Below are 26,115 nucleotides of genomic sequence, written 5' to 3' on the forward strand. Positions count from 1 at the left end.
GGATTTCTCACCCGCTTCGCCAGAGAAGCATTTTTTTTCACCAACCCAAGGAACGAAAGACATGACCACCGCACTCGACAAGGTTCTCTACACCGCTGAAGCCCACACCACCGGCGGCCGCGACGGCGCAGGCAAATCCAGCGACGGCGCCATCGACGTCAAGCTGAGCTCGCCCGGTTCGGGCAAGGCCGGCACCAACCCCGAGCAGCTCTTCGCCGTCGGCTACGCCGCCTGCTTCATCGGCGCCATGAAGGCCGTCGGCCCGAAGGTCAGCGTCAAGGTGCCGGACGACGTGGCGATTGACTCCAAGGTCTCGCTCGGCCCGATCAACGGCGGCGCCGCCTACGGCATCGCGGTCACGCTGGCCATCACGCTGCCGGGCCTGGACGACGCGCAGAAGAAGCTGCTGGTCGAGACCGCACACAAGGTCTGCCCCTATTCGAACGCCACCCGTGGCAACATTGACGTGAATCTCGAAATCGTCTGATCCAGCGCTGCGGGTTTGCATTCGAGCGCAGGACAAGGCGGGGCGCCGCAGACAGTGCTGTACCACGGCAAGGCGCACCAACGCAGTCATGCGTTCGAATGCGAAGCCGCAGGATTTCGATGCCCCGGTCGTCGCCCTCGAGACGCCCGGGGCTTTTTTTCGTGCGCTTGCAACTCGCCTGCGCTATGGTTCGGGCCATCGCGGAGACCACTTCATCATGACCACCACCCTGCTCGCCCGCAAGGACGCCCTGCCCACCGCCCGCCTGCGCACCAGCGCGGACGTGCCCCTGGCCCCCGGGCAGGTGCGCGTGCGCATCGACACCTTCGCGCTCACGGCCAACAACATCACCTACGCCGCCTTCGGCGCGGCGATGAGCTACTGGAACTTCTTCCCGAGCGGCGAAGAGGGCTGGGGCGTGATCCCGGTCTGGGGCTTCGGCACCGTGGTGCAGTCGCTGAACCCGGGCGTGGCGGTGGGCGAGCGCCTGTACGGCTACTTCCCGATGGCCGACCAGGTGGTGCTCCAGGCCGACCGTCTCAAGCCCGACAGCTTCGTCGACGCCGCACCGCATCGCGCCGAACTGCACGCCGTCTACAACCGCTACATGCGCTGCGGCGCCGACCCGATCTACACGGCGGACACCGAGGACGTGCAGGCACTCCTGCGACCGCTGTTCACCACCTCCTGGTTGATCGACGATTTCCTGGCGGAGAACGATTTCTTCGGCGCCGACACGGTGCTGCTGTCCAGCGCATCGAGCAAGACCGCCTACGGCACCGCCTTCATGCTGGCGCAGCGCGAAGGCATCGAGGTGATCGGCCTGACCTCGCCCGGCAACAAGCTGTTCTGCGAAAGCCTGGGCTGCTACAGCCGCGTGGTGGGCTACGACGAGCTGGACCAGATCCCGACCGACGCCGCCTGCGTGTACGTCGACTTCGCGGGCAACGCGGCTTTCCGGCTGGAGGTCCACACGCGTTTCGTCAACCTGAAATTCAGCAGTTCGATCGGCGGCACGCATGTGGAGCAACTCGGCGGTGCGAAGAATCTCCCGGGGCCGAAGGCGACGCTGTTCTTCGCACCCGCACAGATCAAGAAGCGCAGCGAGGACTGGGGCGCGGCGGAACTCAACCGCAAGTTGCTGGAGGCCTGGCATGCCTTCACGGCGCAGGTGACCGACGAGGCCGGGCCCTGGCTGGTGGCGGACCACCATCGCGGGCCGGAGGCCGTGCATGCGGCCTACCTGGAGGTGCTGGGCGGCAAGAGCCACCCGCGCGTGGGTCACATGCTATCGATGATCAAACCGGCCTGACCCAGCCTTAGACCGGCGGCGACCTGAAGTCGAAGACCTTCTGCAGCTCGATCCACTTGCTGCCCTTCGGCGTCCACGGCGTAGGCGCCTGGAACTTCCACATCAACGCCTCCCACTCGACCAGCACCGGATCGGACTCGCTCGCGGCCTGCATGCGCGCCGCGTCGTAGACCGCGTCGTCGGTGTGCATCACCATGACCATGCGCGTGCCGAGCCGGTAGATCTTCATCTCCGTCACGCCGTGGCGCCGCAGGTGCGCCTGCACCTCGGGCCACACCGCGCGGTGATGCGCCTCGTACTCGGCGATCAGCGCCGGATCGTCTTTCAGGTCGAGTGCGAGGACGTGCTGCATGCGGATCGCTGATCAGTCGTACAGGACAGCCGCGATCTTCGGATCCGCGATGTTGCTCTTGTCGTACCAGTAGAAGCCCGTGTCGATCACCTTCGGCAGCGTCTCGCCCTTGAGCGCCTTCACCGCCGCCTCGACCGTCTTGTAGCCGATGCCCACCGGGTTCTGCGTGATCGCGCCGGCCATGGTGCCGTCCTTGATCGCGTCCTTCTGCTGCTTGCCCGAGTCGTAGCCGACGATCACGATCTTTCGCTTGGTCTCCTTGGCCGCATTCACCACGCCGATGGCCGAGCCCTCGTTCGCGCCGAACATGCCTTTCAAGTTGGGCGAGGCCTGCAGGATCGACTTGGCGATCTCGGTCGACTTGAGCTGGTCGCCGCCGCCGTACTGCACGCTGACGATCTTGATGTTCGGGTAGGTCGACTTCACGCGCTCGAGGAAGCCGTCGCGCCGGTCCACGCCGGTGCGGCTGGTCTGGTCGTGCACCACCAGCGCGACCTCGCCGGACTTGCCGATCAGTTCCGCCATCTTGTCGGCGGCGAGCGCGGCAGCCGCCTTGTTGTCCGTCGTCGCGGTGGTCACGGGGATGTCGCTGTCCACGCCCGAGTCGAAGGCCACCACCGGGATCTTCGCGGCCTGCGCCTTCTTCAAGAGCGGGATCGCGGCCTTGCTGTCGAGCGCGGCAAAGCCCAGCGCCTGCGGCTTCTTGGCGAGCGCGGCGGACAGCATGTCGATCTGCTTGTCGACCATGGCCTCGGTCTCGGGGCCTTCGAAGGTCACCTTGACCTTGTAGTCCTTCGCGGCCTGGTCGGCACCCTGCTTCACCGCTTGCCAGAACTGGTGCTGGAAGCCCTTGGAAATCAGCGGGATGTAGGTCTCTTGTGCGAATGCGATGCCACTCAGGCCCAGCGATGCCACCAGCACCGCGGCGATGTTCACTGCTCTTCTCTTCATGCTTCGTGTCTCCAGGTGATGAAAGAAAACGCGCCGGCTATTGCTTCTTCCGGCGCAGGATGTCCATGTACACAGCGAGGATGATGATGACGCCGGTGACGACGGTTTGCCACTCCTGCGCGACCGACATGATGCGCAGCCCGTTGGTCAGCACGCTCATGATGAACGCACCGATGATGGTTCCGATGATCGTGCCCGTGCCCCCGCTCAGCGAGGTCCCGCCGATCACCACCGCCGCGATCGCATCCAGCTCGTAGCCCTGCCCCAGCGCCGGCTGCGCCGAGTTGAGTCGCGAGGCGATCAGGAGGCCGGCGATGCCGCAGATCGCGCCGCTCACCGAATACACCACGATCTTCCAGAAGTCCACGTTCACGCCCGACAGCCGCACCGCCTCCTCGTTGCTGCCCAGCGCGAAGGTGTAGCGCCCGAGCACGCTCTTGTTCAGAACGATGCTCGCCACGATGGCCACGATGAACAGGATCAGCACCGCATTCGGAATCGGCAGCGCCGGGATGAGGTCACCGATCAGCGACTCCTGCGAGATGTAGGTGAAGCCCGGCGTGTCGTTGAAGTAGATCGGCTTGGTACCCGAGATGACCAGCGACAGGCCCTTCAACAGCATCATCATCCCGAGCGTGGCGATGAAGGGCGGCACCTTGAGCTTGGCGATCAGCACGCCCGACACGAAGCCGCACAGCGCGCCGAAGAAGATCGCCGCCGCGATGCCCAGCCACAGCGGCAGCCCCCAGTACGTGAGCACCACGCCGGCCATCACCGCGCAGAAGGTCATCATCGTGCCCACCGACAGGTCGATGCCGCCCGTCACGATCACGAAGGTGCAGGCAATCGCCAGCACGCCATTGACGGCCGTGGCCTGCAGGATCGCGACCATGTTGTCGGTCTGCATGAAGTTCGACGAGGCGAAGCTGAAGAAGATCATCAGCACCAGCAGGCTCGCGAACGCCAGCAGCTTCTGGCGTGTGGCGGGGCGGAACAGGCGCGCGGCGATGCCGGACGTAGACGCGGCGGGTGTCGTCGATACGGTGGTGGTTGAGTTGGCCATGAGGGCGCTTCAAGCGGTGGTGGTCGCGCTTTCGCGCAAGGTGGCCAAGTGCATGATCTTTTCCTGTGTTGCCTCGTGGGCCTTCAGCTCGCCGGTGATGCGGCCCTCGCACATCACCAGGATGCGGTGGCTCATGCGCAGCACCTCGGGCAGCTCCGAGGAGATCATCACGATGGCCTTGCCTTGCGCGGCCAGCGCATTCAGCAGCTTGTAGATCTCGCTCTTGGCGCCGACGTCGATGCCGCGCGTGGGCTCGTCGAAGAACAGGATGTCGCAATCGCGCAGCAGCCACTTGGCAATCACGATCTTCTGCTGGTTGCCGCCCGACAGCAGCCGCACCAGTTGCTGCGCCGACGGTGTCTTGATGCTGAGCTGCCGGATGTAGTCCACCGCGGTCTTCTCGATCGCCGCCTGGTCCAGGAACATGCCGGCCCGGGTGAAGCGCTTCAGGCTCGACAGCACCACGTTGGTCTCGACATCCAGGCCCGTCGCCAGGCCGAAGTGCTTGCGGTCTTCCGAGAGATAGCCGATACCGTGGCCCACCGCGTCCTGCGGCGAGCGGATGCTCACGCGCTTTCCATGGATCTCGATCTCGCCCGCCTCGATGGGGTCCGCGCCGAACACCGCGCGTGCTACTTCCGTGCGTCCGGCGCCCATGAGCCCGGCAAAGCCGAGGATCTCGCCCTTGCGCAGCGTGAAGCCCACGTCCTTGATGACCGCGCCGCGCCGCAGTCCCTTGACCGTCAGCACCACCGGGTGGGCCGAGGTATCCGGAATGTCCGGCGCCTCCTGGTTCAGCTCGCGCCCCACCATCATGCTGATGATCGACTGCATCGGCGTGCTGGCCATCGGCACGGTCGCGATGTACTGCCCGTCGCGCATGACCGTCACGCGGTCGGCGATCTGGCGCAGCTCGTCCATCTTGTGCGAGATGTAGACCACACCAACACCCTCGGCCTGCAACTGCCGCACGACGCGGAACAGTTCCTCGATCTCCGCGTTGTTGAGCGCGGCCGTGGGCTCGTCCATGATCAGCACGCGCGAGTCGAAGGACAGTGCCTTGGCAATCTCCACCATCTGCTGCTTCGCCACCGTGAGGTCGCCGACCAGCGTGCGAGGGTCGAGCTTGAGGTGCAGGCGCTGGAAGATCGTGTCGGCCTTGGCATTGAGCGCATCCTCGTCGAGGAACATGCCGAAGCGCCCGCGCGGCTCGCGGCCGATGAAGATGTTCTGCGCGGCGCTCAGGTGGTTCATCAGATTGAGTTCCTGATGCACGATGCCGATGCCCAAGGCTTGGGCCGCACGCGGGCTGTCGATGTCGACCGCTTGGCCGTCGACGAGGATCTCGCCTTCGTCCTTTTGGTAGACGCCGGCCAGCACTTTCATGAGCGTCGACTTGCCCGCGCCGTTCTCGCCCATGAGCGCATGCACTTCGCCTGGCAGCAGCTCGAATTGCGCACGGTCGAGCGCGCGCACGCCGGGGAAGGACTTGCTGAGGTTGCGGATGACGACGATGGGCGTCATGGGGGAAGCTCCGCACTGGACGCTGCGGCGCGAGCGCCTTCGCACGGCCGCATCTCCAGGCCGTAGAAGCGTGCGGCGGTGTCGTGCCAGACGCTGGCTTGTTCGTCGGGCGACAGTTCACCGATCAGGCTGTTGGCCACGCCGATCCAGTTGGCATAGTCGCTCGCCAAATTGAGCACGGGCCAGTCGCTGCCCCATAGGAGGCGGGTGGGTCCGAAGCATTCGAGCAGGTGGTCCCACACGGGCCGCAACTGCGCCGCCCCAGCCGAATCGGGCGCCTCGGTGAGCAGGCCGGAGAACTTGCAGACGACCTGGGAATGCGCGGCCAATTCGGCCATCTGGCGGCGCCATGGGCCAGCCCAATCGACATCCCAGCCTGCGCGAAGTTGCGGCTTGGCCGCATGATCGATGACCACGGGCAAGTCGGGCCAAGACTGCACGAAGCGCAGCAACGCGCCCAGGTGCTGCGGCTTCACCAGCGCGTCGAACCGCAGGCCCAGTCGCTGCATCGTGCGCACGGTGTCCGCATGCGGCGCATGGGCGATCCATTCGGTGTCGGCAAGGTCCTGCAGCATCGGCCGCACGCCCTTCAAGTGCAGATGCCGCTCGACCCAACGCGCCAGCGTCGTCGAAGATTCCGCAAGGCTCACGTCGACCCAGCCCACCACGCCGCCGATGAAGGGCGTCGATTCGGCCAAGCCCAACATGAACTCGGTCTCCGCCTCGCTCTCGGCGGCTTGCACCAGCACGGTCTGCTCGACGTGATGGGCCTGCAGGGTGGCTTGCAGGTCCGCCGGCATGAAGTCCCGGTACAACGGCGCAATGCCGGGGTCGTCCGCACGCAGCCATCCATAGTCGCCCCTTGAAGGTCGCCAGAAGTGCTGATGCGCGTCAATCCGCTGGATCGTCATGGCCGGCAAATTATTGAGGAACCCTCCTCGGCGCGGTGGGCCGATGCGCTAGGACTTACCCGCGCCGGTACGTCGGTACGGTTGGTTCGTGGTCGGCGGCGACAATCGGCCCCATGTCTGCATCCCACGCGCTCGCGCACCCCTACGAGTCACTCACGCCCGACGTGGTGCTCGACGCCCTCGCGACGCTTGACCTGCACGGCGACGGCCGCCTGCAGGCGCTCAGTTCCTACGAGAACCGCGTCTATCAAATCCACCTGGAAGACCGCAGCGTGGTGGTCGCCAAGTTCTACCGGCCCGGCCGCTGGAGCGAGGCGCAGATCAGGGAGGAGCATGGCTTCTCCGCGGAACTCACGGCGGCCGAAGTCCCCGCGGTGGCGCCTCTGGAACTCAAGGGCGGGACGCTGCACGAGCACGCGGGCTTTTCATTCAGCGTCAGCCCGTACCGCGGCGGCCGGCCACCGGAGCTGGACGATTTCGAAGTGCTCGAATGGGTCGGCCGCTTCCTCGCGCGCATCCACACGGTGGGCGCCAAGATGCCATTCGTGGCACGGCCCGCGCTGGACCTGAAAAGCTTCGGCACCGCCTCGCGCGACTGGCTGCTCAAGCACGACAAGGTTCCGCTCGACGTGCAGGGCCTGTGGGAGAAGCACTGCACCGAGGCACTCGACATGATCGCCAAGACCGCGCTCGCAACGGATGCCAAGGGCGCCTTCGGCAACGAGTTCAAGAGCCTGCGCCTGCACGGCGACTGCCACCCCGGCAACATCCTCTGGACTCCCACCGACCGCCCCGACGGCGGCCCGCATTTCGTCGACCTCGACGACGCACGCACCGGCTTCGCGGTGCAGGACCTGTGGATGCTGCTCTCCGGCGATCGCGGCCAGCGCACCGGCCAGCTCAGCGGCCTGCTGGAAGGCTACGAACAGTTCCGCGAATTCGACCGGCGCGAACTGGCACTCATCGAACCCCTGCGCACCTTGCGCCTCATCCACTACAGCGCCTGGCTCGCGCGCCGCTGGGAAGACCCGATCTTCCCGATCAACTTCCCGTGGTTCGGCAGCAGCGACTACTGGATGGGCCAGGTGCAGATGCTGCAGGACCAGTGCGAGGCGATGGCGGAGGAGCCGCTCTACGCCTGATCACCCCGCAATCGGCAGCTGCGTCGTCGACAGCACCTGCTTCAACGCCATGAAGGTCCGCACCTGCCGCACGCCCGGCAGGTAGAGCAGTTGCTCGGCATGCAGGCGGTTGTAGCTGTCGTTGTCGCGCGTGCGCACCAGCATGAAGTAATCGAACTCGCCGGTGACGCAATGGCACTCGAGGCAGCCCGACACCTTCTGCACGGCCTTCTCGAACGCGGCGAAGGACTCGGGCGTCGAGCGGTCCAGCACCACGCCGATCATCACCAGCGTGCCGGCGTCCAGCGCAATGGGGTCGAGCAGTGCCACCACCTTCTTGATCAAGCCCATCGACTTGAGCCGCTCGACGCGTCGCAGGCAAGCAGGCGCACTCAGGTTGACCTTGGCAGCGAGCGCAACGTTCGACACCGAGGCGTCGCGTTGCAGGGCGCGGAGGATGGCGCGATCGGTGCGGTCGAGTTCACCCTTGGCTTGCAATTTTGTTGCGCGCATTCCAGTTCTTTCAAAATAACAGGCTGCTGATCTGACTTTTCATCAAGTCCAGTATCGCCAACCGCCCCATCTTTGCAACCATCGATCAGCCGATTCTTCCTACGATTCCTCCCACGTCTTCAACAAGGAATCGCCAAGTGAACCTGCAAAAATTCCCGCGCCATCCCCTGACCTTCGGCCCCACGCCGATCCAGCCCCTGCGGCGGCTCAGCGCCCATCTCGGCGGCAAGGTCGAGCTCTATGCCAAGCGCGAGGACTGCAACAGCGGCCTCGCCTTCGGCGGCAACAAGACCCGCAAGCTGGAGTACCTGATTCCGGAGGCGCTCGAAGGCGGGTACGACACGCTGGTGTCGATCGGCGGCATCCAGTCGAACCAGACGCGCCAGGTCGCAGCGGTGGCCGCACACCTGGGCCTCAAGTGCGTGCTGGTGCAGGAGAACTGGGTCAACTATTCCGATGCGGTGTACGACCGGGTCGGCAACATCGAGATGTCGCGCATCCTGGGCGCGGACGTGCGCCTCGATGCCGCCGGCTTCGACATCGGCATCCGCAAGAGCTGGGAAGACGCGATGGAGAGCGTGCGCAAGGCGGGCGGCAAGCCGTTCCCGATCCCGGCCGGCTGCTCGGAACATCCGAAGGGCGGCCTCGGCTTCGTGGGCTTCGCCGAGGAAGTGCGCCAGCAGGAAGCCGAACTGGGCTTCAAGTTCGACTACATCGTGGTCTGCTCGGTGACGGGCAGTACGCAGGCCGGCATGGTGGTGGGCTTTGCGGCCGATGGACGGGCCGATCGCGTGATCGGCATCGATGCGTCCGCCAAGCCGGAGAAGACGCACGACCAGATCCTGCGCATCGCGCGCAACACGGCCAGCCTGGTCGAACTCGGGCGCGAGATCGCCGACACCGACGTGGTGCTCGACGATCGATTCGGCGGCCCGGAGTACGGGCTGCCGAACGAGGGAACGCTGGAGGCGATCCGCCTGTGCGCGCGCATGGAAGGCATGCTCACCGACCCCGTGTACGAGGGCAAGTCGATGCACGGAATGATCGAGAAGGTGCGACTTGGCGAGTTCCCAGCAGGCTCCAGGGTGCTCTACGCGCACCTCGGCGGCGTGCCGGCGCTCAATGCCTACAGCTTCATCTTCCGCAACGGCTGAAGCGATCGCAATGGGGTGGCGACAGCGAGGTCAGCGCCCCTCCTTCACCGCCTGCAGGAAGTTCCGCACCACCGCGTTGTCCGGCCCGCTGCGCCACACGCAATACGCATCCGACCCGGCCACATCCTCCTCCAATGGCCGGAACACCGCGCCGCGCAAGGCCGCATGCTGCAACGCGCTCGGCACCAGCGCGACCCCCATGCCCTGCGAAACCAGCGACACCACCGACAGCCAATGCCGCACCTCGTGCCGAACCTCGGGCCGGAAGCCCGCGCCCGCGCAGATCGACAGGATGCGCTCGTGGTAGTCCGGCGAAGCCTCCCGCGAAAACAGCACGAAGGGCTCGTCGCGCAGGCTCGCCAGGCCCACTGTGCGGCGCCGCGCCAGCCGATGCGAGGCCGGCACGCACACCATGAAGGGCTCCGACAGCAGCAGCACCTGCTGCAACTCCGCCGGCATGCGGCTCGTGTGGACGAACCCGACGTCCATGCGGTCGTGCATCAGCTCGGTGATCTGCTGCCCTGAATTCAGCTCCGACAGCGACACGCGCACCGCAGGATGCGCCGCCTGGAAGCTGGCCAGTGCCTGCGGCAAGCCCCGGTACAGCATCGCGCCGACAAAGCCGATGCGCAGGCGCCCCGCCGATCCCTTCGACACGTCGCGCGCCTCGAGCGCCGCCTCCTCGGCCTGGCGCAGCAGGGTCTGCGCCGACGCACGCAGCGCATCGCCCGCCGGCGTGAGCCGCACCTCCTTGCTGTTGCGCTCGAACAGCCGCGCGCCCACCGACTCCTCCAGCTGCCGGATGGCCACGCTCAACGGCGGCTGCGAGATCGACAGCCGCCGCGCGGCACGCCCGAAGTGCAGCTCCTCGGCCAGCACCGTGAAGTAACGCAGGTGGCGCAATTCCATCGATAGCCCAATCAAATCAGACAAGTCAAATTCGATATTAGACAGATATCGTCGCCGCGCCAACAATCCGCGCCAGACAAGGAGACAAAGCATGGCCCCCACCGCTACAGCAGCCGCCCATCCCGTGCCCGACCGCCACGGCCAGAACCTCTTCACCACCGACACCGAACTGCACAGGCTGCTCGCGCTCTACCTGCCGCCAGACCTGCTGCGCCACATGCAGCCGCACTTCCAGCGCCTCGGCGCACTGGCCGGCGGCCCGCTCGACGAACTCGCGCATACGGCCGACACGAATCCGCCCACGCTGTCGCTGCGCACGCGCGCCGGCATCGACCAGCAGCGCATCAACAAGCACCCTGCCTACGTCGAGATGGAGCGCCTCGCGCTGAGCGAATTCGGCCTGGCCGCGATGTCGCACCGCGACGAGACGATGGGCTGGAAGGGCCGCATGCCGCCACTCGTCAAGTACGTGCTGACCTACCTGTTCGTGCAGGCCGAGTTCGGCCTGTGCTGCCCGGTCTCGATGACCGATTCGCTCGCACGCACGCTGAAGAAATTCGGCAGCCCAGAACTGGTCGAACGCTTCCTGCCGCGCTTCCAGTCGCTGGACTTCGATGAACTGGCGCAAGGCGCGATGTTCATGACCGAGCAGGCGGCCGGCTCCGACATCGCGGCCACGCAGACCAGCGCCACGCAGGACGACGAAGGCCGGTGGCGCCTCAGCGGCGACAAGTGGTTCTGCTCCAACCCCGATGCCGATTTCGCAATGGTGCTGGCGCGCGTCGAGGGCTCGGCTGCCGGCATGAAGGGCGTGTCGCTGTTCCTGCTGCCGCGCGAACTCGAGGACGGCACGCACAACCATTACCGCATCATCCGCCTCAAGGACAAGCTCGGCACGCGCTCGATGGCCAGCGGCGAGATCCGGCTCGAAGGCGCCATCGCCTACCTCGTCGGCGAGCAGGGCCGCGGCTTCGTGCAGATGGCCGACATGGTCAACAACTCGCGCCTGTCGAACGGCGTGCGCGCCGCCGGCCTGATGCGCCGCGCCTGCGCGGAAGCGGAGTACATCGCCAGCGAGCGCCGCGCCTTCGGCAAGCGCCTGGCCGACATGCCGCTGATGCAGAAGCAGTTGCAGAAGCTGCGCCTGCCGGCCGAGCAGGCCCGCACGATGGTGTTCCAGACGGCGCAGGCGCTGATGCGCTCCGACGGCGGCGAAGCGGCTGCGTATCCGCTGCTGCGCATCCTCACGCCGCTCATCAAGTTCCGCGCCTGCCGCGATGCGCGCAAGGTCACCGGCGATGCGATGGAAGTGCGCGGCGGCTGCGGCTACATCGAGGAATGGGCCGACCCGCGGCTCGTACGCGACGCGCACCTGGGCTCGATCTGGGAAGGCACCAGCAACATCGTCGCGCTCGACGTGATCCGCGCCGTGACGCGCGAGAACTCGCTGCCCGCCTTGCAGGCGCACTTCGGCGCGCTGCTCGACGATGCGCCGCTGACGCCTGCCTTCACGAAGGCGCTGCGCGACGCGCTGGACCGAGCCTGCGCCCTCACCGCCAGCGCTTCGGCCGCGGCGAAAGACGGCGACGTGATCGCACGCCAGGCCGCCTCCGCCCTGTACCACTGCGCCAGCGCCATCGCGATGGCGTGGGAGGGCGCACGCGGCGGCTCGGCCCAACGCATCGAGTGGGCGCAACTCGTGCTGCTGCACCGCGTGCTGCCGCGCGACCCGCTCGCGCCGACGGGCATCCCTGCCGACTGGACCGCTTCCGCCCCCATCGCCGCCACCGTCCCCGCCTGACGACCGCACACCAAAGAGAGACAAGACATGAAACTGATCCAGACCCTCGCCATCGCGCTGGCCTTCACAACCGCCCTGCCGCTCGCAACGACGGCCCATGCCGACGGCTTCCCCGACAAGCCCATCATGCTGGTCATCCCCTTCCCGCCCGGCGGCCCGACCGATGCCATGGCGCGCACCCTCGCCGCCGAGATGAAGGACCGCCTCGGCCAGCCCATGATCGTGGAGAACCGCGCCGGCGCCGGCGGCAACATCGGCGCCGAATACGTCTCGCGCGCCGCACCCGATGGGCAGACCCTGCTGTTCGGCACCTCGGGCCCGCTGGCCATCAATTCGAGCCTCTACCGCAAGGTCAACTACGACCCCGTCAAGAGCTTCGCGCCCGTCATCCAGGTCGGCCACCTGCCGAACATCCTGGTCGTGAACCCGAGCGTGCCGGCGAAGAACGTGAAGGAGCTGATCGCCTATGCCAAGGCCAATCCGGGCAAACTGAGCTATGCGTCATCGGGCAACGGCGCCTCGTCGCACCTGGCCGGCGTGATGTTCAACACCCTGGCAGGCGTCGACCTGCAACACATCCCGTACAAGGGCACCGGCCCGGCGCTGACCGACCTGCTCGGCGGCCAGGTCAGCATGAGCTTCACCGACGTGCTCACCGCCCTGCCCTACGTCAAGTCCGGCAAGCTGCGCGCGCTCGGCGTGACGACGGCCACGCGCTCGCAGGCCTTGCCCGATGTGCCGACCGTCGCCGAGCAGGGCGTGCCCGGCTACGACGTGAGCGTGTTCTTCGGCATCGTCGCACCGGCCGGCACGCCGCCCGATCGCATCGCCAAGCTCAACAAGGCTTTCGTCGAAGTGCTGGCCACGCCCAAGGTCAAGGAGCTCTTCGCATCGCAGGGGCTGGAACCTGCACCGTCGCACGCGCCGGATCAACTCGGCAAATTCATCGGCTTGCAGATGACGAAGTGGGCCGGAGTGGTCAAGCAGTCCGGCGCCCAATTGGACTGAGCGCGCAATGAACACCATCCCCAACACCGGCGCGCTCGCGGGCATCCGCGTGCTCGACATCTCGCGCATCCTCGGCGGCCCCTACTGCGGCCAGATCCTCGGCGACCACGGTGCCGACGTGCTCAAGGTCGAGCCGCCGCAGGGCGACGACACGCGCACCTGGGGCCCGCCCTTCCGCGACGGCGTGGCCTCGTACTACCACGGGCTCAACCGCAACAAGCGCACGATGGCACTGGACCTCGGCAGCGAGGAAGGCCGCGACGCCTTGCTGGCCCTGGTGGCCGAAGCCGATGTGCTGATCGAGAACTTCAAGACCGGCACGATGGAGCGCTGGGGCATCGGCTACGACGAGTTGTCGAAGCGCTTTCCCGGACTGATCTGGTGCCGCGTCTCGGGCTTCGGCGCGGATGGTCCGCTCGGCGCGCTGCCGGGCTACGACGCGGCGGTGCAGGCCATGACCGGCATCATGAGTGTCAACGGCGAGGCCTCCGGCGATGCGCTGCGTGTGGGCCTGCCGGTAGTGGACATGGTGACGGGGCTCAATGCCGTGATCGGCGTGCTGCTCGCACTGCAGGAGCGCCAACGCAGCGGTCGCGGCCAGTTCGTGGAAGCGGCCCTGTACGACAGCGGCCTCTCCCTGCTGCACCCGCATGCCGCCAACTGGTTCATGGACGGCCGCAAGCCCAAGCGCACCGGCAATGCCCACCCGAACATCTACCCCTACGACGCACTCAACACCGGCACCGACCCGATTTTCCTGGCCGTCGGCAATGACCGCCAGTTCGCGAGCTTCTGCCGCGTCGTCGGCGTGGCCGGACTCGCCGAGGACCCGCGCTACCGCGACGCCGGCGCACGCTCGGTCAATCGCGTCGCGCTGAAGCAGGAACTCGAAACCGCGCTGGCCTCCTTCGACGGCCGCACGCTGGTCGATGAACTGATGGCCGCAGGCGTGCCCGCCGCGCCGGTGCTGCCGGTCGATGCCGCGCTCGAGCATCCGCACACGGTGCACCGCGAGATGGTCGTCGAGATGCCCGGCGGCTATCGCGGCATCGGCGCGCCGGTGAAGCTGAGCCGCACGCCGGCCAGCTATCGCCATGAACCGCTGACGCCGGGGGATGGCTTCCTGGTGACGCCCGGCATCGCCGACTGATCGCCCAGTCCTACGCCGGCGCGACGCGCCTCATCGCGGCAAAGGTCGCGGGTGCTTGCATCGGGGCGCTTCGGCGTCGAACTTTTCCATGAACGAAAAGGAGTAAATTCCGCCTCGACGAGGAACATACCTCGCAACTTCAGGGAATCCACCATGTCAATTGCCATCGCGGCGCGCACGGCGCTGGTGCTCGAAACCAACAACCTGAGAGGCGGCCCCGGCATGGAGTTGGTCTCCGCCAGCCTGCAGCGGCTCATCTTGCTGCTGGGTCAGCAGACGCTCCCACTCACCGCTCTTGGCCAAGTCGTCATCACGCACGACGGACTCCCACCCCACATCTGCAAGAGCATCGAGCGGCTCGCGCACCGGCGCATCGACTTCGTCGAGATCGACCCCGACACCGGCTACTACGACGCCAAGAACGTCGGCTTCGAACTCACCGATGCGTCGCGCTGCGACTACGTGGCCTTCGCCGATGCCGACTGCCTGCCGGCGGCCGACTGGCTCGAGCGCCTGCTCGATCCGCTCGACGGTCCCGACGGTCCCTGCGTCGTGGCCGGCCGCACCAGCTACGACAACAGCCTGACCGGCATCGCGCTGACCACGCTCGACTTCATGTACTTCCCGAGCCCGCTGCGCCCCGGCGGCACGCGCAACTTCTACGCGAACAACGTGGTGTTCCGGCGCGACGTGTTCGAGCGCTACAGCTACCAGGCGCTGGACGGCGTCTACCGCGCCCATTGCCAGGTGCTGGGCCTGCGGCTGCAGGCGGCGGGCGTGCCGGTCTTCTATGAGCCCCGCGCCCACACGCAGCATCGCCTGCCGGACACGCGCCGCGAATGGTTCAAGCTGCGCTGGCTGCGCGGGCAGGACAGCCACGGCCTGACGCCGCTGCTGGTCAAGACCTACATGCCCGCGCCGATGCAATGGCTGGCCCGCAGCGGCCCCATCGGCCCGCTGTGCGTGCTGGCGTCACGGCTGGTGTTCAGCCTGCGTGCCATCAACCACCAGGACCTGCCGCGCGTGCGCGGCCTGCGCTGGCTGGGCACGGCCTTCCTCGTCATGGCCTATTCGGCGATCGACATGACCGGCGCGCTGTTCCGCGGCCTCGGCGTGCACACGCTCGGCCATACCAAGGCGGACGCGCAGGCCCTCTCGTACCACCGCTGAACCCGCGCCAGCGAGTTCGACCTTGCGCCAGGACTCGATGTCATCAGGGAGCGATGGGATTCCCGGGTGAACCCAGTGCAGCGGTGCCAATCACCGGACCGTTGACCGGTACGGTCCGCGGGTCGTGAAGCAGGACGCTCTTGCCGACCCCGATGCCAACGCCGGCACCGCCGGCCCCCACACCCACGCCAGCGCCGGCACTCGCAAAGACCTGACCCAGGTGGTTGAGGCTGACGCCGGCGCCCAACGGGCCCCAGCCGGTGCTGACGCCAATGACCGGACCGCCCGGCCCGACGCCGAGGTTCAACGAGACGCCCGGCACGATCGGCACGCCGATGCCGGCGCCCACGGCACAACCGCCCAGCACGAGGCCGGCGAGGAGCAGCGTGCCGCCAGCGGCAAGCCGCCGCAAGGATCGGATGAGGGGGCTCTGTGGTGAGCTGGCAGGTGTCAAGATGCTCCTCGGTAAAACCGCAAAAGTGCCTCGTCGCGACAGCTCAACAATCAATCTACGCTTCCGTGCAAAGCGCAGCGAGCACGGAAAGATTCAGCACCGCCCCTGAAGGCGTGAAGATTCCGTAGCGAGGGCGCCGAGGTCGGGTTCGCGGCGCGGAACCGCACTCCCGTGCGGTGAGCACCGCGGACCCGAGATCGGCGTCCGCAGTAGGAAGATTCGCGCCTTCAGACCAGGAGCGCGTTGACGCGGCGTACATAGGCAGCCGGATCTTGCGGCAGCCCACCCTCGGCCAGCAAGGCCTGGTCGAACAGGATGTTGGCCAGGTCGTCGAAATGTGCCGAGCTTTCGAGCTTTTTCACCAGCGGATGCTCGGCGTTGACTTCGAGCACCGGCTTCAGCTCTGGCGCGGGCTGGCCGGCCTGCTTGAGCATGCGCGCGAGTTGCGTGCTCATGCCGCCGTCCTTCACCACCAGGCAGGCCGGCGAGTCGACGAGGCGGGTGGTGACGCGCACGTCTTCGGCCTTGTCCTTGAGAGCTTCCTTGAGACGCTCGAGCACGGGCTTGAAGGTCTCGGCGGCGACTTCGGCGGCCTTCTTTTCTTCCTCGTCTTGCAACGTGCCGAGGTCGACCGCACCCTTGGCCACGCTTTGCAGCGGCGTGCCGTCGAACTCGTGCAGGTAGCTCAGCGCCCATTCGTCGACGCGGTCGGTCATCAGCAGCACCTCGATGCCCTTCTTCTTGAAGAGCTCGAGCTGCGGGCTGTTCTTCGCGGCGGCGAGCGTGTCGGCCGTGATGTAGTAGATCGCTTCCTGGCCTTCCTTCATGCGGGCCTTGTAGTCGGCCAGGCCTACGCTCACGGTGTCGCTGGTGCTCGACGCGAAGCGCAGCAGCTTGGCGATGCGGTCGCGGTTGCCGAAGTCCTCGCCCAGGCCTTCCTTCAGCACGGCGCCGAACTCGGCGTAGAACTTGGCGTACTTGCCGGCGTCCTCGCTGTTGGTTTCGGCGGCGGCTTCTTCCTTCTTGTCGACGACGTCGGTGACTTCATCGCTCGAAGCGGCCGGTGCGGCTGCGGCCGCGGCCTTGTTCGCCATGTCCTCCAGCATCGCCAGCACACGCTTGGTGCTGCCTTCGCGGATCGCCTTCACGTCGCGGCTTTCCTGCAGCAGTTCGCGGCTCACGTTGAGCGGCAGGTCGGCCGAGTCGATCACGCCCTTGACGAAGCGCAGGTAGCTCGGCAGCAGCGCCTCCGCATCGTCCATGATGAAGACGCGCTTGACGTAGAGCTTGAGGCCCGCGCTCTTGTCGCGGTTCCACAGGTCCATCGGCGCCTTCGACGGGATGAACAGCAGCTGCGTGTATTCGGTGCTGCCTTCGACGCGGTTGTGGCTCCAGGCCAGCGGCGCCTCGTAGTCGTGGCTGATGGTCTTGTAGAACTCGCTGTACTGCTCGGGCGTAATGTCCTTCTTGGCGCGGGTCCAGAGCGCGCTGGCCTTGTTGACCGGCTCCCATTCGCCGGTCTTCACCATGTCGCCGGGCTGGTCGTTCTCGCCTTCTTTCCATTCCTCTTTTTCCATGAGGATGGGCAGCGAGATGTGGTCGGAATACTTGCCGATGACCTGCTTGAGCTTCCAGGCGTTGAGGTAGTCGTCGGCATCCTCACGCAGGTGCAGCGTGACGCTGGTGCCGCGTTGCGGGCGCTCGATGGTTTCGACTTCGAAGTCACCGGCACCACCGCTGACCCAACGCACGCCCTCGCCCGCCACCATGCCGGCGCGGCGCGATTCGACGGTGATCTTGTCGGCCACGATGAAGCCCGAATAGAAGCCCACGCCAAACTGGCCGATGAGCTGTGCGTCGGCTTTCTGGTCGCCGCTGAGCTTGCTCATGAAGTCCTTGGTGCCGCTCTTGGCGATGGTGCCGAGGTTGTCGATGGCTTCCTGCTTGCTGAGGCCGATGCCGTTGTCGGCGATGGTCAGCGTGCGGGCGGCCTTGTCGAAAGTGACGCGCACTTCGAGGTTAGGGGCGTCTTCGTACAGGCCGCCGTCGTTGATGGCTTCGAAGCGCAGCTTGTCGCACGCGTCCGACGCATTCGAGATCAGCTCGCGCAGGAAGATTTCCTTGTTGGAGTAGAGCGAGTGGGTGACGAGGTGAAGCAGCTGGGCGACTTCGGCCTGGAACGGGAGTTTGGTGCTGGCGCTGGTCATGGGAGAAAAAACGGGGTTTGGAATGGTCAATAGCCGGCGTGGAGCCGGCCCGGACCTCAGTTGGTCACGGGTCCGGCATTTTCAACTGTCGCAAGGCCGCGAACATGTAATCCAAATCACCGACATCCGGGAAATCGCGCTGCGCCGGTGCCACGGCATATCGTGATTTATTGATCGATGTGGGCAATTGGCCGCGCAGCCCAGCCACTTTTTATGGACGGTGACATACATTTGTCGCCCAGAGGACCTGTCACCCTCTATTCACTTTTGTAGCCAACAGGGACGGATCATGAAAAAGTATTACATCGCTCCGGTGATTGCTTCGCTCGCGACGCCGCTCGCTGCGATCGCCGAGTCGGAGCAAGTCACTCCCATCGGCGCCCAGACCGCGGCCACGGCCAGCGCCAAGCTCGATTTCCAGATCACCATACCGCGCGTGCTGTTCCTGCAGGTCGGCTCAGGCAGCAACCTGGCCAACAACACGAAGGTCGATCTCATCGACTTCACGGTTCCGGTGGGCAACGTCGGTGATGGCTCGGTGGTGGCGGCGAGCGCCGCAAGCGGCGACCTCGGCACCGGCGCGGTGACGGTGCGCCTCATGGCCAATGGCGCCAGCACGGTCTCGCTGAACTCCAACGTCACACAGTTGAACAATGGCTCGGGCAGCAACGTGGGCTGGAACCGCATCGCGGTCGCCTCGGCGCCGCTCACCACGGGCATGACGGCCGGCTACAACAACACCGGCATCACCCATCCCGCGTTTGCGGCAAGCAACACCGGCGATGGGCAGCCCACCAATATCGCGGCCGTCAACGGCACGGTGCGCGAAGAAGGCAAATGGACCTTCACCTACCGCAACCAGGACATCCTGGCGGCAGGCACCTACGGCGGCGTCAACACCAAGGGCGGCCGCGTGATCTACACCGCCACCATGCCCTGAGCGCTTGACGCGCAGCAGCCATGCGCTCCCATGCGCGGTGGCGGCCGTGGGCCGGGCTTGTTGCCGGCTCGGCCGCCTTGACGGCGTCGGCCCATGCCGAATCGAACTATGTCACTGCCCTGATCGGTTCCATGAGCGCGACCGCGCATCTGGATTTCGTCGTGACGATTCCGCGCGTGCTGTACCTGCGCGTGGGCACCGGCACCGACGACGCGAGCGCAGGCGCGGTCGACCTCGTCAGCTTCACGGTGCCGGCCGGGTCGATGGGCAACGGCACGCCGGTCGTCGCGACGGGCGGCGACCTGGGCGCGGGCGCCGTGACCGTGCGGGTGCGCGGCAACGGCGGCGACATTACGCTCAATTCGAACACCAGCGGCCCACTGCACAACGGCATCGCGGCCCGGCAGATCGGCTGGAACCGCATCACGGTGACGCCAGCGCCGCTGCCAACGACGACGAACGGATTCACCAACGGCGTCATCACGCACCCGGCCTTCAATGGTGCTGGCGGACCGGGGTCGGCCGTGCTGCTGACCAGCGCGGGCAACCGGGTCCAGCGGGAGGGCAAGTGGACCTACGGCTATGCCAATGTCGATGTGCTTGCCGCAGGCACTTATGGCGGCGCTGGCGTCAACAACGGGCGCGTGACCTACACGGCTGTCATGCCGTAGCTGCCGGAGACCCACCATGCCACTTCATCGACCTGTCGCCGGCCTGTCGGCCACCGCGCTGCTGGGCTTGGCCGTGCTGTTGGCTTGCAGCGAGGCGTATGCATTCGAAGCGGTCATCTCGGTCGGCCTGCGGGCGCTCTACCTGCAGGTGGGCGCCGGCGCGTTCACCAGCCCCTACGACAGCGGCGGTACGCCCGGCGACAACGCCTTCACCAACACCGTGAGGGCCACCATCGCCGCGGGCGCCGTCGGCACGGGGCCCCGGACGATGAGCACCGACAGCACCGTCAACAACAGCCCGCTCGACAACGCCGCACGTTGCAACTCCAGCGCCGGCGAGGTCTATGTGGGCGGGTTCTATCGCACACACGGCCTGCTGACGGGCAACACAGCGACGCTGAGCGTCAGCACGCCGGCCAACCTGAGCGGCCCTGGGGGCGCGACCCTCCCGTTCAGCACGATCTCATGGGTCTCCGGCGGCGACAACAACGGTGCCTCGTCGATCCAGAGCGGCACCTTTGGCGGCACCCAGACCATCGCATCGATCCCCCGCAACACCTGGTTCGAGAACTGCCTGACGTTCAGCTACGCCAACAACCAGATGGTGCCGGCGGGCAGCTACACGGGCCGGGCCACCTACCAGTTGTACGCGCCATGAGACGGTCGATGGTCCGCGCCGTGTTCATGCGCTCCCTGGCCCTTGCCCTGGCTTGCGCGGGCGCACAGGCCGCGACCTTTCGCGTGAACGACACCGGCACCGTGGTCAGCCAGCCCGTCACGCCGATGCACTGGCGGCAACTGGTGCCTTCGCGCCATGCGGACCACACGGTGGAAGGCCGGCTCGACGTCGCGCTGCGGCTGAATCTCTCGGCATGGGTCAACCGGCCGGCGCGCATCTACATGGTGCTGGCGCCGACCGAGGGGCAACGCCTCACAGCCACCTGGCGCACCCAGGGTCGCTTGCTGCCGGGCGCCTTGCGCGGCGGCGATCGCACCGTGGTGTTCGACGGCCTGGTGCGCGACGCATTCCTGAGCGAGACCCTGGCACTCGACCTCGTGGCCGACGGCCGCCTGTTGACGCGCATGCAGTCGCTTCATTTCCATTTCGAGATCGAGGTTTCGCCGTGAGCGCCCGTCCGCACTCCTTCACGCCTTCCGTCGCAATGCGGTCCTTGCTGCTGTCATGGGGCCTTGGCCTGGCCTGCCCTGCGGCCCTGGCGCAGTTCGCGCTGGCCGTGTCGCCACCGCGCTTCGAGATCCGTGCGGAGCCGGGCAAGCCGACGCGCCAGGTGATCGAGTTGTCGCAGGTGGATGCCAGGCCAGGCACCTACCGCGTGCGCACGGCGGACTGGGTGTTGCGACCCGATGCATCGGTCGATTTCAGCGACGATCTGGCGCAAGGCAGCTGCCGCCCGTGGGTGGCCATCGAGCGCAGGGAGGTCGTGGTGTCGCCGGGGCGGCCCCATCGCTTTCGCATCGAGGTCACGCCGCCGTTGGACACGCCGCCGTCGGAGTGCCGCCTCGCGGTCCTGATCGAGGGCAAGGAGCAGGCGGCGGGGCCGGGCATGCCGATCGGCCTTGCAGGACGCATCGGCGTGATCGTCTACGTGGCCGTGGGCCAGGTGCAGCCGGCGCTCGCAATCGTCGGCAGCGCGGTGCAACAAATCAACGGCCAGCGCATGCCTGTTCTCAAGGTGCGCAATGACGGCAGCGCGCATGGACGCCTGGCCGGCTTCCTGGGCGGCACTGACGCCAGCGGCACCGCGCTCGAGTTCACCGCAGCCAGCGCACCCATCCTGCCGGGCGAAACGCGAGATATTGCGCTCACCGCGACGCGCGCCGGCAATGCGGATGCACAGGTGCAGGTGCGCTTTCCGGTGACGGTGCGGGGCACGCTCGAATGGGGTGAGTCGGGGTCGATGCCCGTCGACGAGCGCTTCGGCCCATGATGCCGCGCTGGCCCTGGGTCGCGCTGGGCCTGCTCGGTACAGGCAGCCACGCCTCCGAGGCCGTGCGCGCTCCCTATGAAGACCGCGTGCTGGACGAGGTGCCGCAGGCCGTCGAGGAGGCGGAGCCCGTCACGCCGGACACAGGCTGGCGACGCGGCGGCAGCATGGAACTGCAGTCGCTGCGGCAAGGCGGACTGAACCGCATCCGCAACGAGACGCTGCAGCTCGACGGCTACCTCGACACGCCCAACCACGGCACCTTCTCCGCCGACCTGAACATCAATCGCTATCGCAACCGGATCACCGGCGACCCACTGGCGGGCCGCACCGGCAACCCCTACAGCCTCTCGTACCGCGACGGCAGCACCGGCCGCATCGACCAGCGCGCAATGCCCTTGGGCAACGACTGGTTCGCCAGCAACAGCATCGGCGACATCAACAGCGCCGCCACGCCCCTGTCGCGCGGCATGGGCCGCGTCTACCTGGCTTCGCTGCCGATCGAAGGCCTGTCCTCGAGCCTGGAACAGGGCAACCGCACGCTGCTCAATGTGTCGGCCGGGCGGCTGGGTTTCTTCGAGGGCCTGGATTCGCAGGGCTTCGCGCTCGGACGCGGCCGTGCAATGACCTTCGGGGCGCAGCAGCGCATCGGTGGGGATGACAGCCTGCTCGGCATCGGACGCAGCGACGCGGCCTTGCAGTGGGTGGAGACGCGCGATGCCAACCTGAACGGCCTGCCCGGCTTCGCGCAGGACACGCGCTCGTTCTGGGGCGCCGTGTCGTGGCAGGGACAGGCGCCCTGGGCCGAGTCGATCGGGCAAGGAATCGGCCCGGTGCAGGAGCGTCCGGGCGGCCTGCGGGTGCAGGCCGCCTATGCGCACAGCACGGGCCGGCCCTCGGACAGCCACTCGCTTGCGCCAAGGGATTCGGCCAGCGGCTTGTGGCTCGACGCATCATGGCGCGGCGATTGGATACAGCAGGGCGTGAGCGTCTTCCACTTCGACCCGGCGCTGCGCTGGGGCAGCAGCCCGATCGCGGCCGACCTGCGCGGCGCTTCCTGGCGCGGCGACATGTCCACGCGCCAATGGCAACTGAGCGCCAATGCCGAAGCGAGCGAGAGCGTGAGCGGAATGCAGGGGCGGTCGGTGTTCGGCAACCTGTACGGGCGCTACCGATTCGACTCGCGCGATGCCCTGGCGCTCACGCTGGCGGCACGCAGCGGCAGGCAGGCTGCTCAATCCTTGCAACTGAACTGGGAGCACATCTCGCCGCAATGGGGCCAGAGCCAGTGGCGCGCCGACTTCGCGCATGGCGAGCGCCAACGCCTCGCGCGCGTCGGGGTGGACCACCAGTGGCCGGTCGGCGAATCGAGCTCGCTCTCGACCACGCTGGCCTTCGAACAGTCGCGGCAATTCGGCCTTTCGACGCATTCGGTGATCTGGGGCGTGCTCGGCAGCCTGCCTTTCCTCGCCGGCGGCCGCCTCGACCTGAGCGCGCGCGGAAGCCACGGCATCGGCGACAGCCCCAGCCGCTACCTCAATGCCAACGCGCGGGTGATGTGGCCGCTGGGCGCGGGCTGGTCGCTGATCGCGCAATACACGGCGGCGCGCGGGAGGGAACCGTTCAACCCGGCCGTGGTGTCGGCGCTCACGACCGCAATGCAGGCGCCGGTCTACATGACGCCATCGAACCGCTCGATGCAGGTCGCGCTGCGCTGGGAGGCCAGTGCCGGCGTCAACCTCGCGCCGATCGGCGGCGCCGCGGGCGTGGGATCGGGCCGGCTCGAAGGCCATGTGTTCTTCGACCAGGACGGCAACGGCCAGCGCGAGGCCGGCGAAGGCGGCGTGCCCAACGTGACGGTGACGCTGGACCGCAGATACGTGGCGCGCACCGACGCGCAGGGCTACTACGCGTTTCCGGCCGTGGCCGCTGGCAGCTACCGGATCGAGGTGGTGCCCGACAACGTGCCGCTGCCCTGGGCCGTGGCGTCGCGCGACGGGGTCGTCGCGCAGGTCCATGTGCGCAGCACCGCGGTGGCGGATTTCGCGGTGCAGCGGGAAAGGTAGCCCCTGGTCAGGCTGAGGTGAGGTTGAGGGGGCAAGCTGTCTGCGTTGACTCACAACTTTCTTTCAGGGAACCCCATGAACTTTCATCCTGCCCGGGCACTGCTCGCAAGTTCCTGCCTCCTCCTCGCCGCCTTCACCGCGCAAGCGCAGGCACCCTCCGCCGCACCGACACCGCCGGCAACCGTGAACAAGGCCGCGATGGCGCCCGGCACCGGCACCCCGGCCAAGGCAGCCCACGCCGACAAGACCGCGTCCATGCCGCAGGCCCCGGGCGGCGGCGCGGGCAAGGTATGGGCCAATGACGAGACCAAGGTCTACCACTGCATGGGCGACAAGTACTACGGCAAGACCAAGAAGGGCGAGTACCTGAGCGAAGCGGACGCCAAGGCGAAGGGCATGCACGCATCGCACAACAAGGCCTGCGCCGCCTGATCGCTCGAGCCGCGTCGGCTCTCGGCGTCAGCGCGGTTGCGACTCCACCTCGGTCGTCCACTTGTCAATCAGCCGCTTGCGCTCGGCCGCCTTGCCGTACTTCTCGAAGTCGTACTTGATGAGCTTGACGCCGTCGGATGAGGGGATGCGCGGGTCGGGCTTGAAGGTCTTGTTGGCGGGGGTCTGGAAGCTGCCGGCCTTGGCGCCGATGGACTGCCCCGCCGGGCTCATCAACCAGTCGTAGTACTTGACGGCATTGGCCTTGTTGCGCGCGCCTTTCACCAGCGCGATGCCGCCGATCTCGTAGCCCGCGCCTTCGCAGGGGGACGCGGTCTTCACCGGGAATTTGTCGTAGCGCCACCTCTCGAAGCCAAACAGGAAGCTCACGCCGATCGCCACTTCGCCCTTGGCCACGTTGGGCGCCTGCGCCTGGCCGCTGCGGGTGTAGCTGGTCACGTTCTTGTGCAGCTTCTTCATGTAGTCGAAGGCGGCGTCCTCGCCCATCAACTGCACCAGGCCCGCGATGATGGTGTAGGCGGTGCCGCTGGTCGCAGGATGCGAGATCTCGATCTCGCCCTTGTACTCGGGCTTGATCAGGTCGGCCCAGCACTTCGGCTCGGGCAGTTTCTTTTTCTTCAGCACGTCGGTGTTGAAGCCGAAGCCGATGGTGCTGGTGTAGAAGCCGCCGACCTGGTTGCCGCTCATGGCGTACTGGCGCACGGACCAGTCGAACAGGTCGTTCAGGTAGGCCGGCCTGTAGGCATCGAGCAGGCCCTGCTCGGCCGCCTGCAGAAAGGGGTCGCCGGTACCGCCCCACCAGATGTCGGTCTTGGGGTTGGCCGCCTCGGCGCGAAGCTGCGCCCCGATCTCGCCGGTGCCCTTGTGGGCCTGGTTGACCTTGATGCCGGTGGCGCGCGTGAACTCGGTCGCGGCGGCCTCGCACCAGCCTGCATCGGTGCTGCACAGCGCATTGACGCTGCCCTGCTGCGCCCACGAATTCATGCAAAGGACGGCCACTCCGACAGTCACCGCCGAGCGGATGGCGATGGCCCTGATTGCGATGGGAGACATGCGGTAACCCCGTGAAAAGAGATGAAACCGCAGGATAGCCGCGCTTGCGCGGGAAAGCGGATGGATTCGTGAACAGGTTCCGCGCCGACGCTGCCCACAGGTCGTAAGCCCTCGCCAAAGCGGCGAGATCGCTTCCACAATCCGCCCCGCCCGACACCGTTCGGGCGTTTTTTCGACCTCACAACAAGGACTTCAGGGATATGGAACACAGCACTTTCAAGAAGTGGTCAGCCGAGTTCGCCGGTACCTTCTGGCTTGTCTTCGGCGGCTGCGGCAGCGCAGTCCTCGCGGCCGCCTTTCCTCAACTGGGCATCGGCTTTCTCGGCGTGTCGCTGGCCTTCGGGCTGACCGTGTTGACCGGCGCCTATGCCTTCGGCCCGATCTCGGGCGGGCACTTCAACCCCGCCGTGTCGGTGGGCCTCGTGATCGGTGGTCGCTTCCGTGCATCGGAACTCGCGGGCTATGTCATCTCGCAGGTGTTGGGCGCCATCGCGGCGGCCGGCGTGCTCTACGTGATCGCCACCGGCAAGGCCGGCGCGGACGTTGGCGGCTTCGCGACCAACGGCTTCGGCGAGCATTCGCCGGGCAAGTTCAACATGACCGCGGCGCTCGTCACCGAGATCGTGCTGACGGCCATCTTCCTGATGGTGATCCTCGGCTCCACCGCCAAGCGCGCAGCCGCCGGCTTCGGCGGCATGGCCATCGGCCTGTGCCTGACGCTGATCCACCTGGTGTCGATCCCCGTGACCAACACCTCGGTGAACCCAGCGCGCAGCACCGGCGTCGCGCTGTTCGGCCCCGGCTATGCGATGTCGGAGTTGTGGCTGTTCTGGGTGGCGCCGATCATCGGCGCCATCCTGGGTGCGTTGATCTACAACGTGCTGCTCAAGGAAGACTGAAGC

The 26,115-nt window shown here is 66.9% G+C and carries 25 protein-coding genes and 1 pseudogene; 16 read left to right on the top strand and 10 right to left on the bottom strand.

Annotated elements, in window-relative coordinates; all coding sequences use genetic code 11:
- Positions 1 to 61: 61 nt before the first annotated feature.
- On the top strand, positions 62 to 487 hold the full coding sequence (locus tag WKW79_RS09810; protein ID WP_340334953.1) for an organic hydroperoxide resistance protein: 426 nt from the start codon (positions 62 to 64) through the stop codon (positions 485 to 487).
- Between the two features lie 214 nt (positions 488 to 701).
- Positions 702 to 1,799, top strand: a complete 1,098-nt coding sequence (locus WKW79_RS09815) for a DUF2855 family protein (protein WP_340335181.1) — start codon at positions 702 to 704, stop codon at positions 1,797 to 1,799.
- A 7-nt stretch (positions 1,800 to 1,806) separates the two neighbouring features.
- On the opposite strand, the gene WKW79_RS09820 is transcribed toward WKW79_RS09815, so the two are convergent.
- From WKW79_RS09820 to WKW79_RS09840, 5 genes are read right to left on the bottom strand one after another with little or no spacing between them, the layout of a single operon-like run.
- Positions 1,807 to 2,151 carry an L-rhamnose mutarotase gene (locus WKW79_RS09820; RefSeq protein ID WP_340334955.1) on the bottom strand — a complete coding sequence of 115 codons (345 nt, stop codon included), beginning with the start codon at positions 2,149 to 2,151 and terminating at the stop codon, positions 1,807 to 1,809.
- A 12-nt stretch (positions 2,152 to 2,163) separates the two neighbouring features.
- Positions 2,164 to 3,102, bottom strand: a complete 939-nt coding sequence (locus WKW79_RS09825; protein WP_340334956.1) for an ABC transporter substrate-binding protein — start codon at positions 3,100 to 3,102, stop codon at positions 2,164 to 2,166.
- A 37-nt stretch (positions 3,103 to 3,139) separates the two neighbouring features.
- On the bottom strand, positions 3,140 to 4,165 hold the full coding sequence (locus tag WKW79_RS09830) for an ABC transporter permease (protein ID WP_340334957.1): 1,026 nt from the start codon (positions 4,163 to 4,165) through the stop codon (positions 3,140 to 3,142).
- A 9-nt stretch (positions 4,166 to 4,174) separates the two neighbouring features.
- The gene (locus WKW79_RS09835; RefSeq protein WP_340334958.1) at positions 4,175 to 5,689 is read right to left on the bottom strand and encodes a sugar ABC transporter ATP-binding protein; all 1,515 of its coding nucleotides are present in this window, start codon (positions 5,687 to 5,689) and stop codon (positions 4,175 to 4,177) included.
- Complete coding sequence (locus WKW79_RS09840) at positions 5,686 to 6,600, bottom strand: amidohydrolase family protein (RefSeq protein ID WP_340334959.1); 915 nt, start codon at positions 6,598 to 6,600, stop codon at positions 5,686 to 5,688. The genes WKW79_RS09835 and WKW79_RS09840 overlap by 4 nt, the downstream gene beginning before the upstream one ends.
- A gap of 113 nt (positions 6,601 to 6,713) precedes the next feature.
- On the opposite strand from WKW79_RS09840, the gene WKW79_RS09845 reads away from it, so the two are divergent.
- Positions 6,714 to 7,742, top strand: coding sequence for a serine/threonine protein kinase (locus WKW79_RS09845; protein WP_340334960.1), 1,029 nt, complete (start codon positions 6,714 to 6,716; stop codon positions 7,740 to 7,742).
- On the opposite strand, the gene WKW79_RS09850 is transcribed toward WKW79_RS09845, so the two are convergent.
- Positions 7,743 to 8,234, bottom strand: a complete 492-nt coding sequence (locus WKW79_RS09850; protein ID WP_340334961.1) for an Lrp/AsnC family transcriptional regulator — start codon at positions 8,232 to 8,234, stop codon at positions 7,743 to 7,745.
- 137 nt (positions 8,235 to 8,371) lie between these two features.
- Here WKW79_RS09850 and WKW79_RS09855 point away from each other — a divergent pair, with 137 nt between their 5' ends.
- A complete protein-coding gene (locus tag WKW79_RS09855) occupies positions 8,372 to 9,388 on the top strand; it encodes a 1-aminocyclopropane-1-carboxylate deaminase (RefSeq protein WP_340334962.1) in 1,017 nt (338 codons plus the stop codon).
- 30 nt (positions 9,389 to 9,418) lie between these two features.
- Here WKW79_RS09855 and WKW79_RS09860 read toward each other — a convergent pair whose 3' ends face one another.
- Positions 9,419 to 10,297, bottom strand: a complete 879-nt coding sequence (locus WKW79_RS09860) for a LysR family transcriptional regulator (RefSeq protein WP_340335182.1) — start codon at positions 10,295 to 10,297, stop codon at positions 9,419 to 9,421.
- Positions 10,298 to 10,388: 91 nt separating this feature from the next.
- Between WKW79_RS09860 and WKW79_RS09865 the strand changes: the two genes are divergently transcribed.
- The 4 genes from WKW79_RS09865 to WKW79_RS09880 all read left to right on the top strand — a co-directional run bounded on the left by WKW79_RS09865 (position 10,389) and on the right by WKW79_RS09880 (position 15,426).
- Complete coding sequence (locus WKW79_RS09865; protein WP_340334963.1) at positions 10,389 to 12,098, top strand: acyl-CoA dehydrogenase family protein; 1,710 nt, start codon at positions 10,389 to 10,391, stop codon at positions 12,096 to 12,098.
- A gap of 27 nt (positions 12,099 to 12,125) precedes the next feature.
- The gene (locus WKW79_RS09870; protein ID WP_340334964.1) at positions 12,126 to 13,106 is read left to right on the top strand and encodes a Bug family tripartite tricarboxylate transporter substrate binding protein; all 981 of its coding nucleotides are present in this window, start codon (positions 12,126 to 12,128) and stop codon (positions 13,104 to 13,106) included.
- Between the two features lie 7 nt (positions 13,107 to 13,113).
- Positions 13,114 to 14,256 (top strand): CaiB/BaiF CoA transferase family protein, encoded by a 1,143-nt coding sequence (locus WKW79_RS09875; RefSeq protein ID WP_340334965.1) that lies wholly within the window; start codon positions 13,114 to 13,116, stop codon positions 14,254 to 14,256.
- Positions 14,257 to 14,409: 153 nt separating this feature from the next.
- Positions 14,410 to 15,426, top strand: a complete 1,017-nt coding sequence (locus tag WKW79_RS09880; protein WP_340334966.1) for a glycosyltransferase family 2 protein — start codon at positions 14,410 to 14,412, stop codon at positions 15,424 to 15,426.
- 43 nt (positions 15,427 to 15,469) lie between these two features.
- Here WKW79_RS09880 and WKW79_RS09885 read toward each other — a convergent pair whose 3' ends face one another.
- The gene (locus WKW79_RS09885; RefSeq protein ID WP_340334967.1) at positions 15,470 to 15,880 is read right to left on the bottom strand and encodes a hypothetical protein; all 411 of its coding nucleotides are present in this window, start codon (positions 15,878 to 15,880) and stop codon (positions 15,470 to 15,472) included.
- Positions 15,881 to 16,107: 227 nt separating this feature from the next.
- Positions 16,108 to 18,087 carry a molecular chaperone HtpG gene (gene htpG, locus WKW79_RS09890; RefSeq protein WP_340334968.1) on the bottom strand — a complete coding sequence of 660 codons (1,980 nt, stop codon included), beginning with the start codon at positions 18,085 to 18,087 and terminating at the stop codon, positions 16,108 to 16,110.
- A gap of 289 nt (positions 18,088 to 18,376) precedes the next feature.
- On the opposite strand from htpG, the gene WKW79_RS09895 reads away from it, so the two are divergent.
- The 7 genes and pseudogenes from WKW79_RS09895 to WKW79_RS09925 form a co-directional block, all read left to right on the top strand.
- The gene (locus WKW79_RS09895) at positions 18,377 to 19,027 is read left to right on the top strand and encodes a hypothetical protein (protein WP_340334969.1); all 651 of its coding nucleotides are present in this window, start codon (positions 18,377 to 18,379) and stop codon (positions 19,025 to 19,027) included.
- A gap of 20 nt (positions 19,028 to 19,047) precedes the next feature.
- A complete protein-coding gene (locus WKW79_RS09900; protein ID WP_340334970.1) occupies positions 19,048 to 19,698 on the top strand; it encodes a hypothetical protein in 651 nt (216 codons plus the stop codon).
- Positions 19,699 to 19,714: 16 nt separating this feature from the next.
- Positions 19,715 to 20,356, top strand: a complete 642-nt coding sequence (locus WKW79_RS09905) for a hypothetical protein (RefSeq protein ID WP_340334971.1) — start codon at positions 19,715 to 19,717, stop codon at positions 20,354 to 20,356.
- Positions 20,357 to 20,364: 8 nt separating this feature from the next.
- Positions 20,365 to 20,826, top strand: a complete 462-nt coding sequence (locus WKW79_RS09910; protein WP_340334972.1) for a hypothetical protein — start codon at positions 20,365 to 20,367, stop codon at positions 20,824 to 20,826.
- Complete coding sequence (locus WKW79_RS09915; protein WP_340334973.1) at positions 20,823 to 21,647, top strand: hypothetical protein; 825 nt, start codon at positions 20,823 to 20,825, stop codon at positions 21,645 to 21,647. The genes WKW79_RS09910 and WKW79_RS09915 overlap by 4 nt, the downstream gene beginning before the upstream one ends.
- A complete protein-coding gene (locus tag WKW79_RS09920) occupies positions 21,644 to 23,710 on the top strand; it encodes an SdrD B-like domain-containing protein (protein ID WP_340334974.1) in 2,067 nt (688 codons plus the stop codon). The genes WKW79_RS09915 and WKW79_RS09920 overlap by 4 nt, the downstream gene beginning before the upstream one ends.
- Before the next feature lie 126 nt (positions 23,711 to 23,836).
- A pseudogene (locus WKW79_RS09925) lies at positions 23,837 to 24,142 on the top strand (DUF3761 domain-containing protein); the annotation flags it as partial.
- Positions 24,143 to 24,169: 27 nt separating this feature from the next.
- On the opposite strand, the gene WKW79_RS09930 reads toward WKW79_RS09925, so the two are convergent.
- On the bottom strand, positions 24,170 to 25,144 hold the full coding sequence (locus WKW79_RS09930; protein WP_422823865.1) for an ABC transporter substrate-binding protein: 975 nt from the start codon (positions 25,142 to 25,144) through the stop codon (positions 24,170 to 24,172).
- Between the two features lie 269 nt (positions 25,145 to 25,413).
- Between WKW79_RS09930 and aqpZ the strand changes: the two genes are divergently transcribed.
- Entirely contained in the window at positions 25,414 to 26,112 is a 699-nt protein-coding gene (gene aqpZ, locus WKW79_RS09935) for an aquaporin Z (protein WP_340334976.1), read from the top strand.
- Positions 26,113 to 26,115: the final 3 nt, after the last annotated feature.

It is taken from the genome of Variovorax robiniae, from assembly GCF_037889955.1.
Lineage (GTDB): Bacteria > Pseudomonadota > Gammaproteobacteria > Burkholderiales > Burkholderiaceae_C > Variovorax > Variovorax robiniae.

Bases quoted from the DNA above. Each gene is read 5' to 3' on its own strand.
- WKW79_RS09810 (WP_340334953.1), top strand. From the start codon at position 62: ATGACCACCGCACTCGACAAGGTTCTCTACACCGCTGAAGCCCACACC.
- WKW79_RS09820 (WP_340334955.1), bottom strand. From the start codon at position 2,151: ATGCAGCACGTCCTCGCACTCGACCTGAAAGACGATCCGGCGCTGATC.
- WKW79_RS09825 (WP_340334956.1), bottom strand. From the start codon at position 3,102: ATGAAGAGAAGAGCAGTGAACATCGCCGCGGTGCTGGTGGCATCGCTG.
- WKW79_RS09830 (WP_340334957.1), bottom strand. From the start codon at position 4,165: ATGGCCAACTCAACCACCACCGTATCGACGACACCCGCCGCGTCTACG.
- WKW79_RS09835 (WP_340334958.1), bottom strand. From the start codon at position 5,689: ATGACGCCCATCGTCGTCATCCGCAACCTCAGCAAGTCCTTCCCCGGC.
- WKW79_RS09840 (WP_340334959.1), bottom strand. From the start codon at position 6,600: ATGACGATCCAGCGGATTGACGCGCATCAGCACTTCTGGCGACCTTCA.
- WKW79_RS09845 (WP_340334960.1), top strand. From the start codon at position 6,714: ATGTCTGCATCCCACGCGCTCGCGCACCCCTACGAGTCACTCACGCCC.
- WKW79_RS09850 (WP_340334961.1), bottom strand. From the start codon at position 8,234: ATGCGCGCAACAAAATTGCAAGCCAAGGGTGAACTCGACCGCACCGAT.
- WKW79_RS09860 (WP_340335182.1), bottom strand. From the start codon at position 10,297: ATGGAATTGCGCCACCTGCGTTACTTCACGGTGCTGGCCGAGGAGCTG.
- WKW79_RS09865 (WP_340334963.1), top strand. From the start codon at position 10,389: ATGGCCCCCACCGCTACAGCAGCCGCCCATCCCGTGCCCGACCGCCAC.
- WKW79_RS09870 (WP_340334964.1), top strand. From the start codon at position 12,126: ATGAAACTGATCCAGACCCTCGCCATCGCGCTGGCCTTCACAACCGCC.
- WKW79_RS09875 (WP_340334965.1), top strand. From the start codon at position 13,114: ATGAACACCATCCCCAACACCGGCGCGCTCGCGGGCATCCGCGTGCTC.
- WKW79_RS09880 (WP_340334966.1), top strand. From the start codon at position 14,410: ATGTCAATTGCCATCGCGGCGCGCACGGCGCTGGTGCTCGAAACCAAC.
- htpG (WP_340334968.1), bottom strand. From the start codon at position 18,087: ATGACCAGCGCCAGCACCAAACTCCCGTTCCAGGCCGAAGTCGCCCAG.
- WKW79_RS09895 (WP_340334969.1), top strand. From the start codon at position 18,377: ATGAAAAAGTATTACATCGCTCCGGTGATTGCTTCGCTCGCGACGCCG.
- WKW79_RS09900 (WP_340334970.1), top strand. From the start codon at position 19,048: ATGCGCTCCCATGCGCGGTGGCGGCCGTGGGCCGGGCTTGTTGCCGGC.
- WKW79_RS09905 (WP_340334971.1), top strand. From the start codon at position 19,715: ATGCCACTTCATCGACCTGTCGCCGGCCTGTCGGCCACCGCGCTGCTG.
- WKW79_RS09910 (WP_340334972.1), top strand. From the start codon at position 20,365: ATGGTCCGCGCCGTGTTCATGCGCTCCCTGGCCCTTGCCCTGGCTTGC.
- WKW79_RS09920 (WP_340334974.1), top strand. From the start codon at position 21,644: ATGATGCCGCGCTGGCCCTGGGTCGCGCTGGGCCTGCTCGGTACAGGC.
- WKW79_RS09930 (WP_422823865.1), bottom strand. From the start codon at position 25,144: ATGAATTCGTGGGCGCAGCAGGGCAGCGTCAATGCGCTGTGCAGCACC.
- aqpZ (WP_340334976.1), top strand. From the start codon at position 25,414: ATGGAACACAGCACTTTCAAGAAGTGGTCAGCCGAGTTCGCCGGTACC.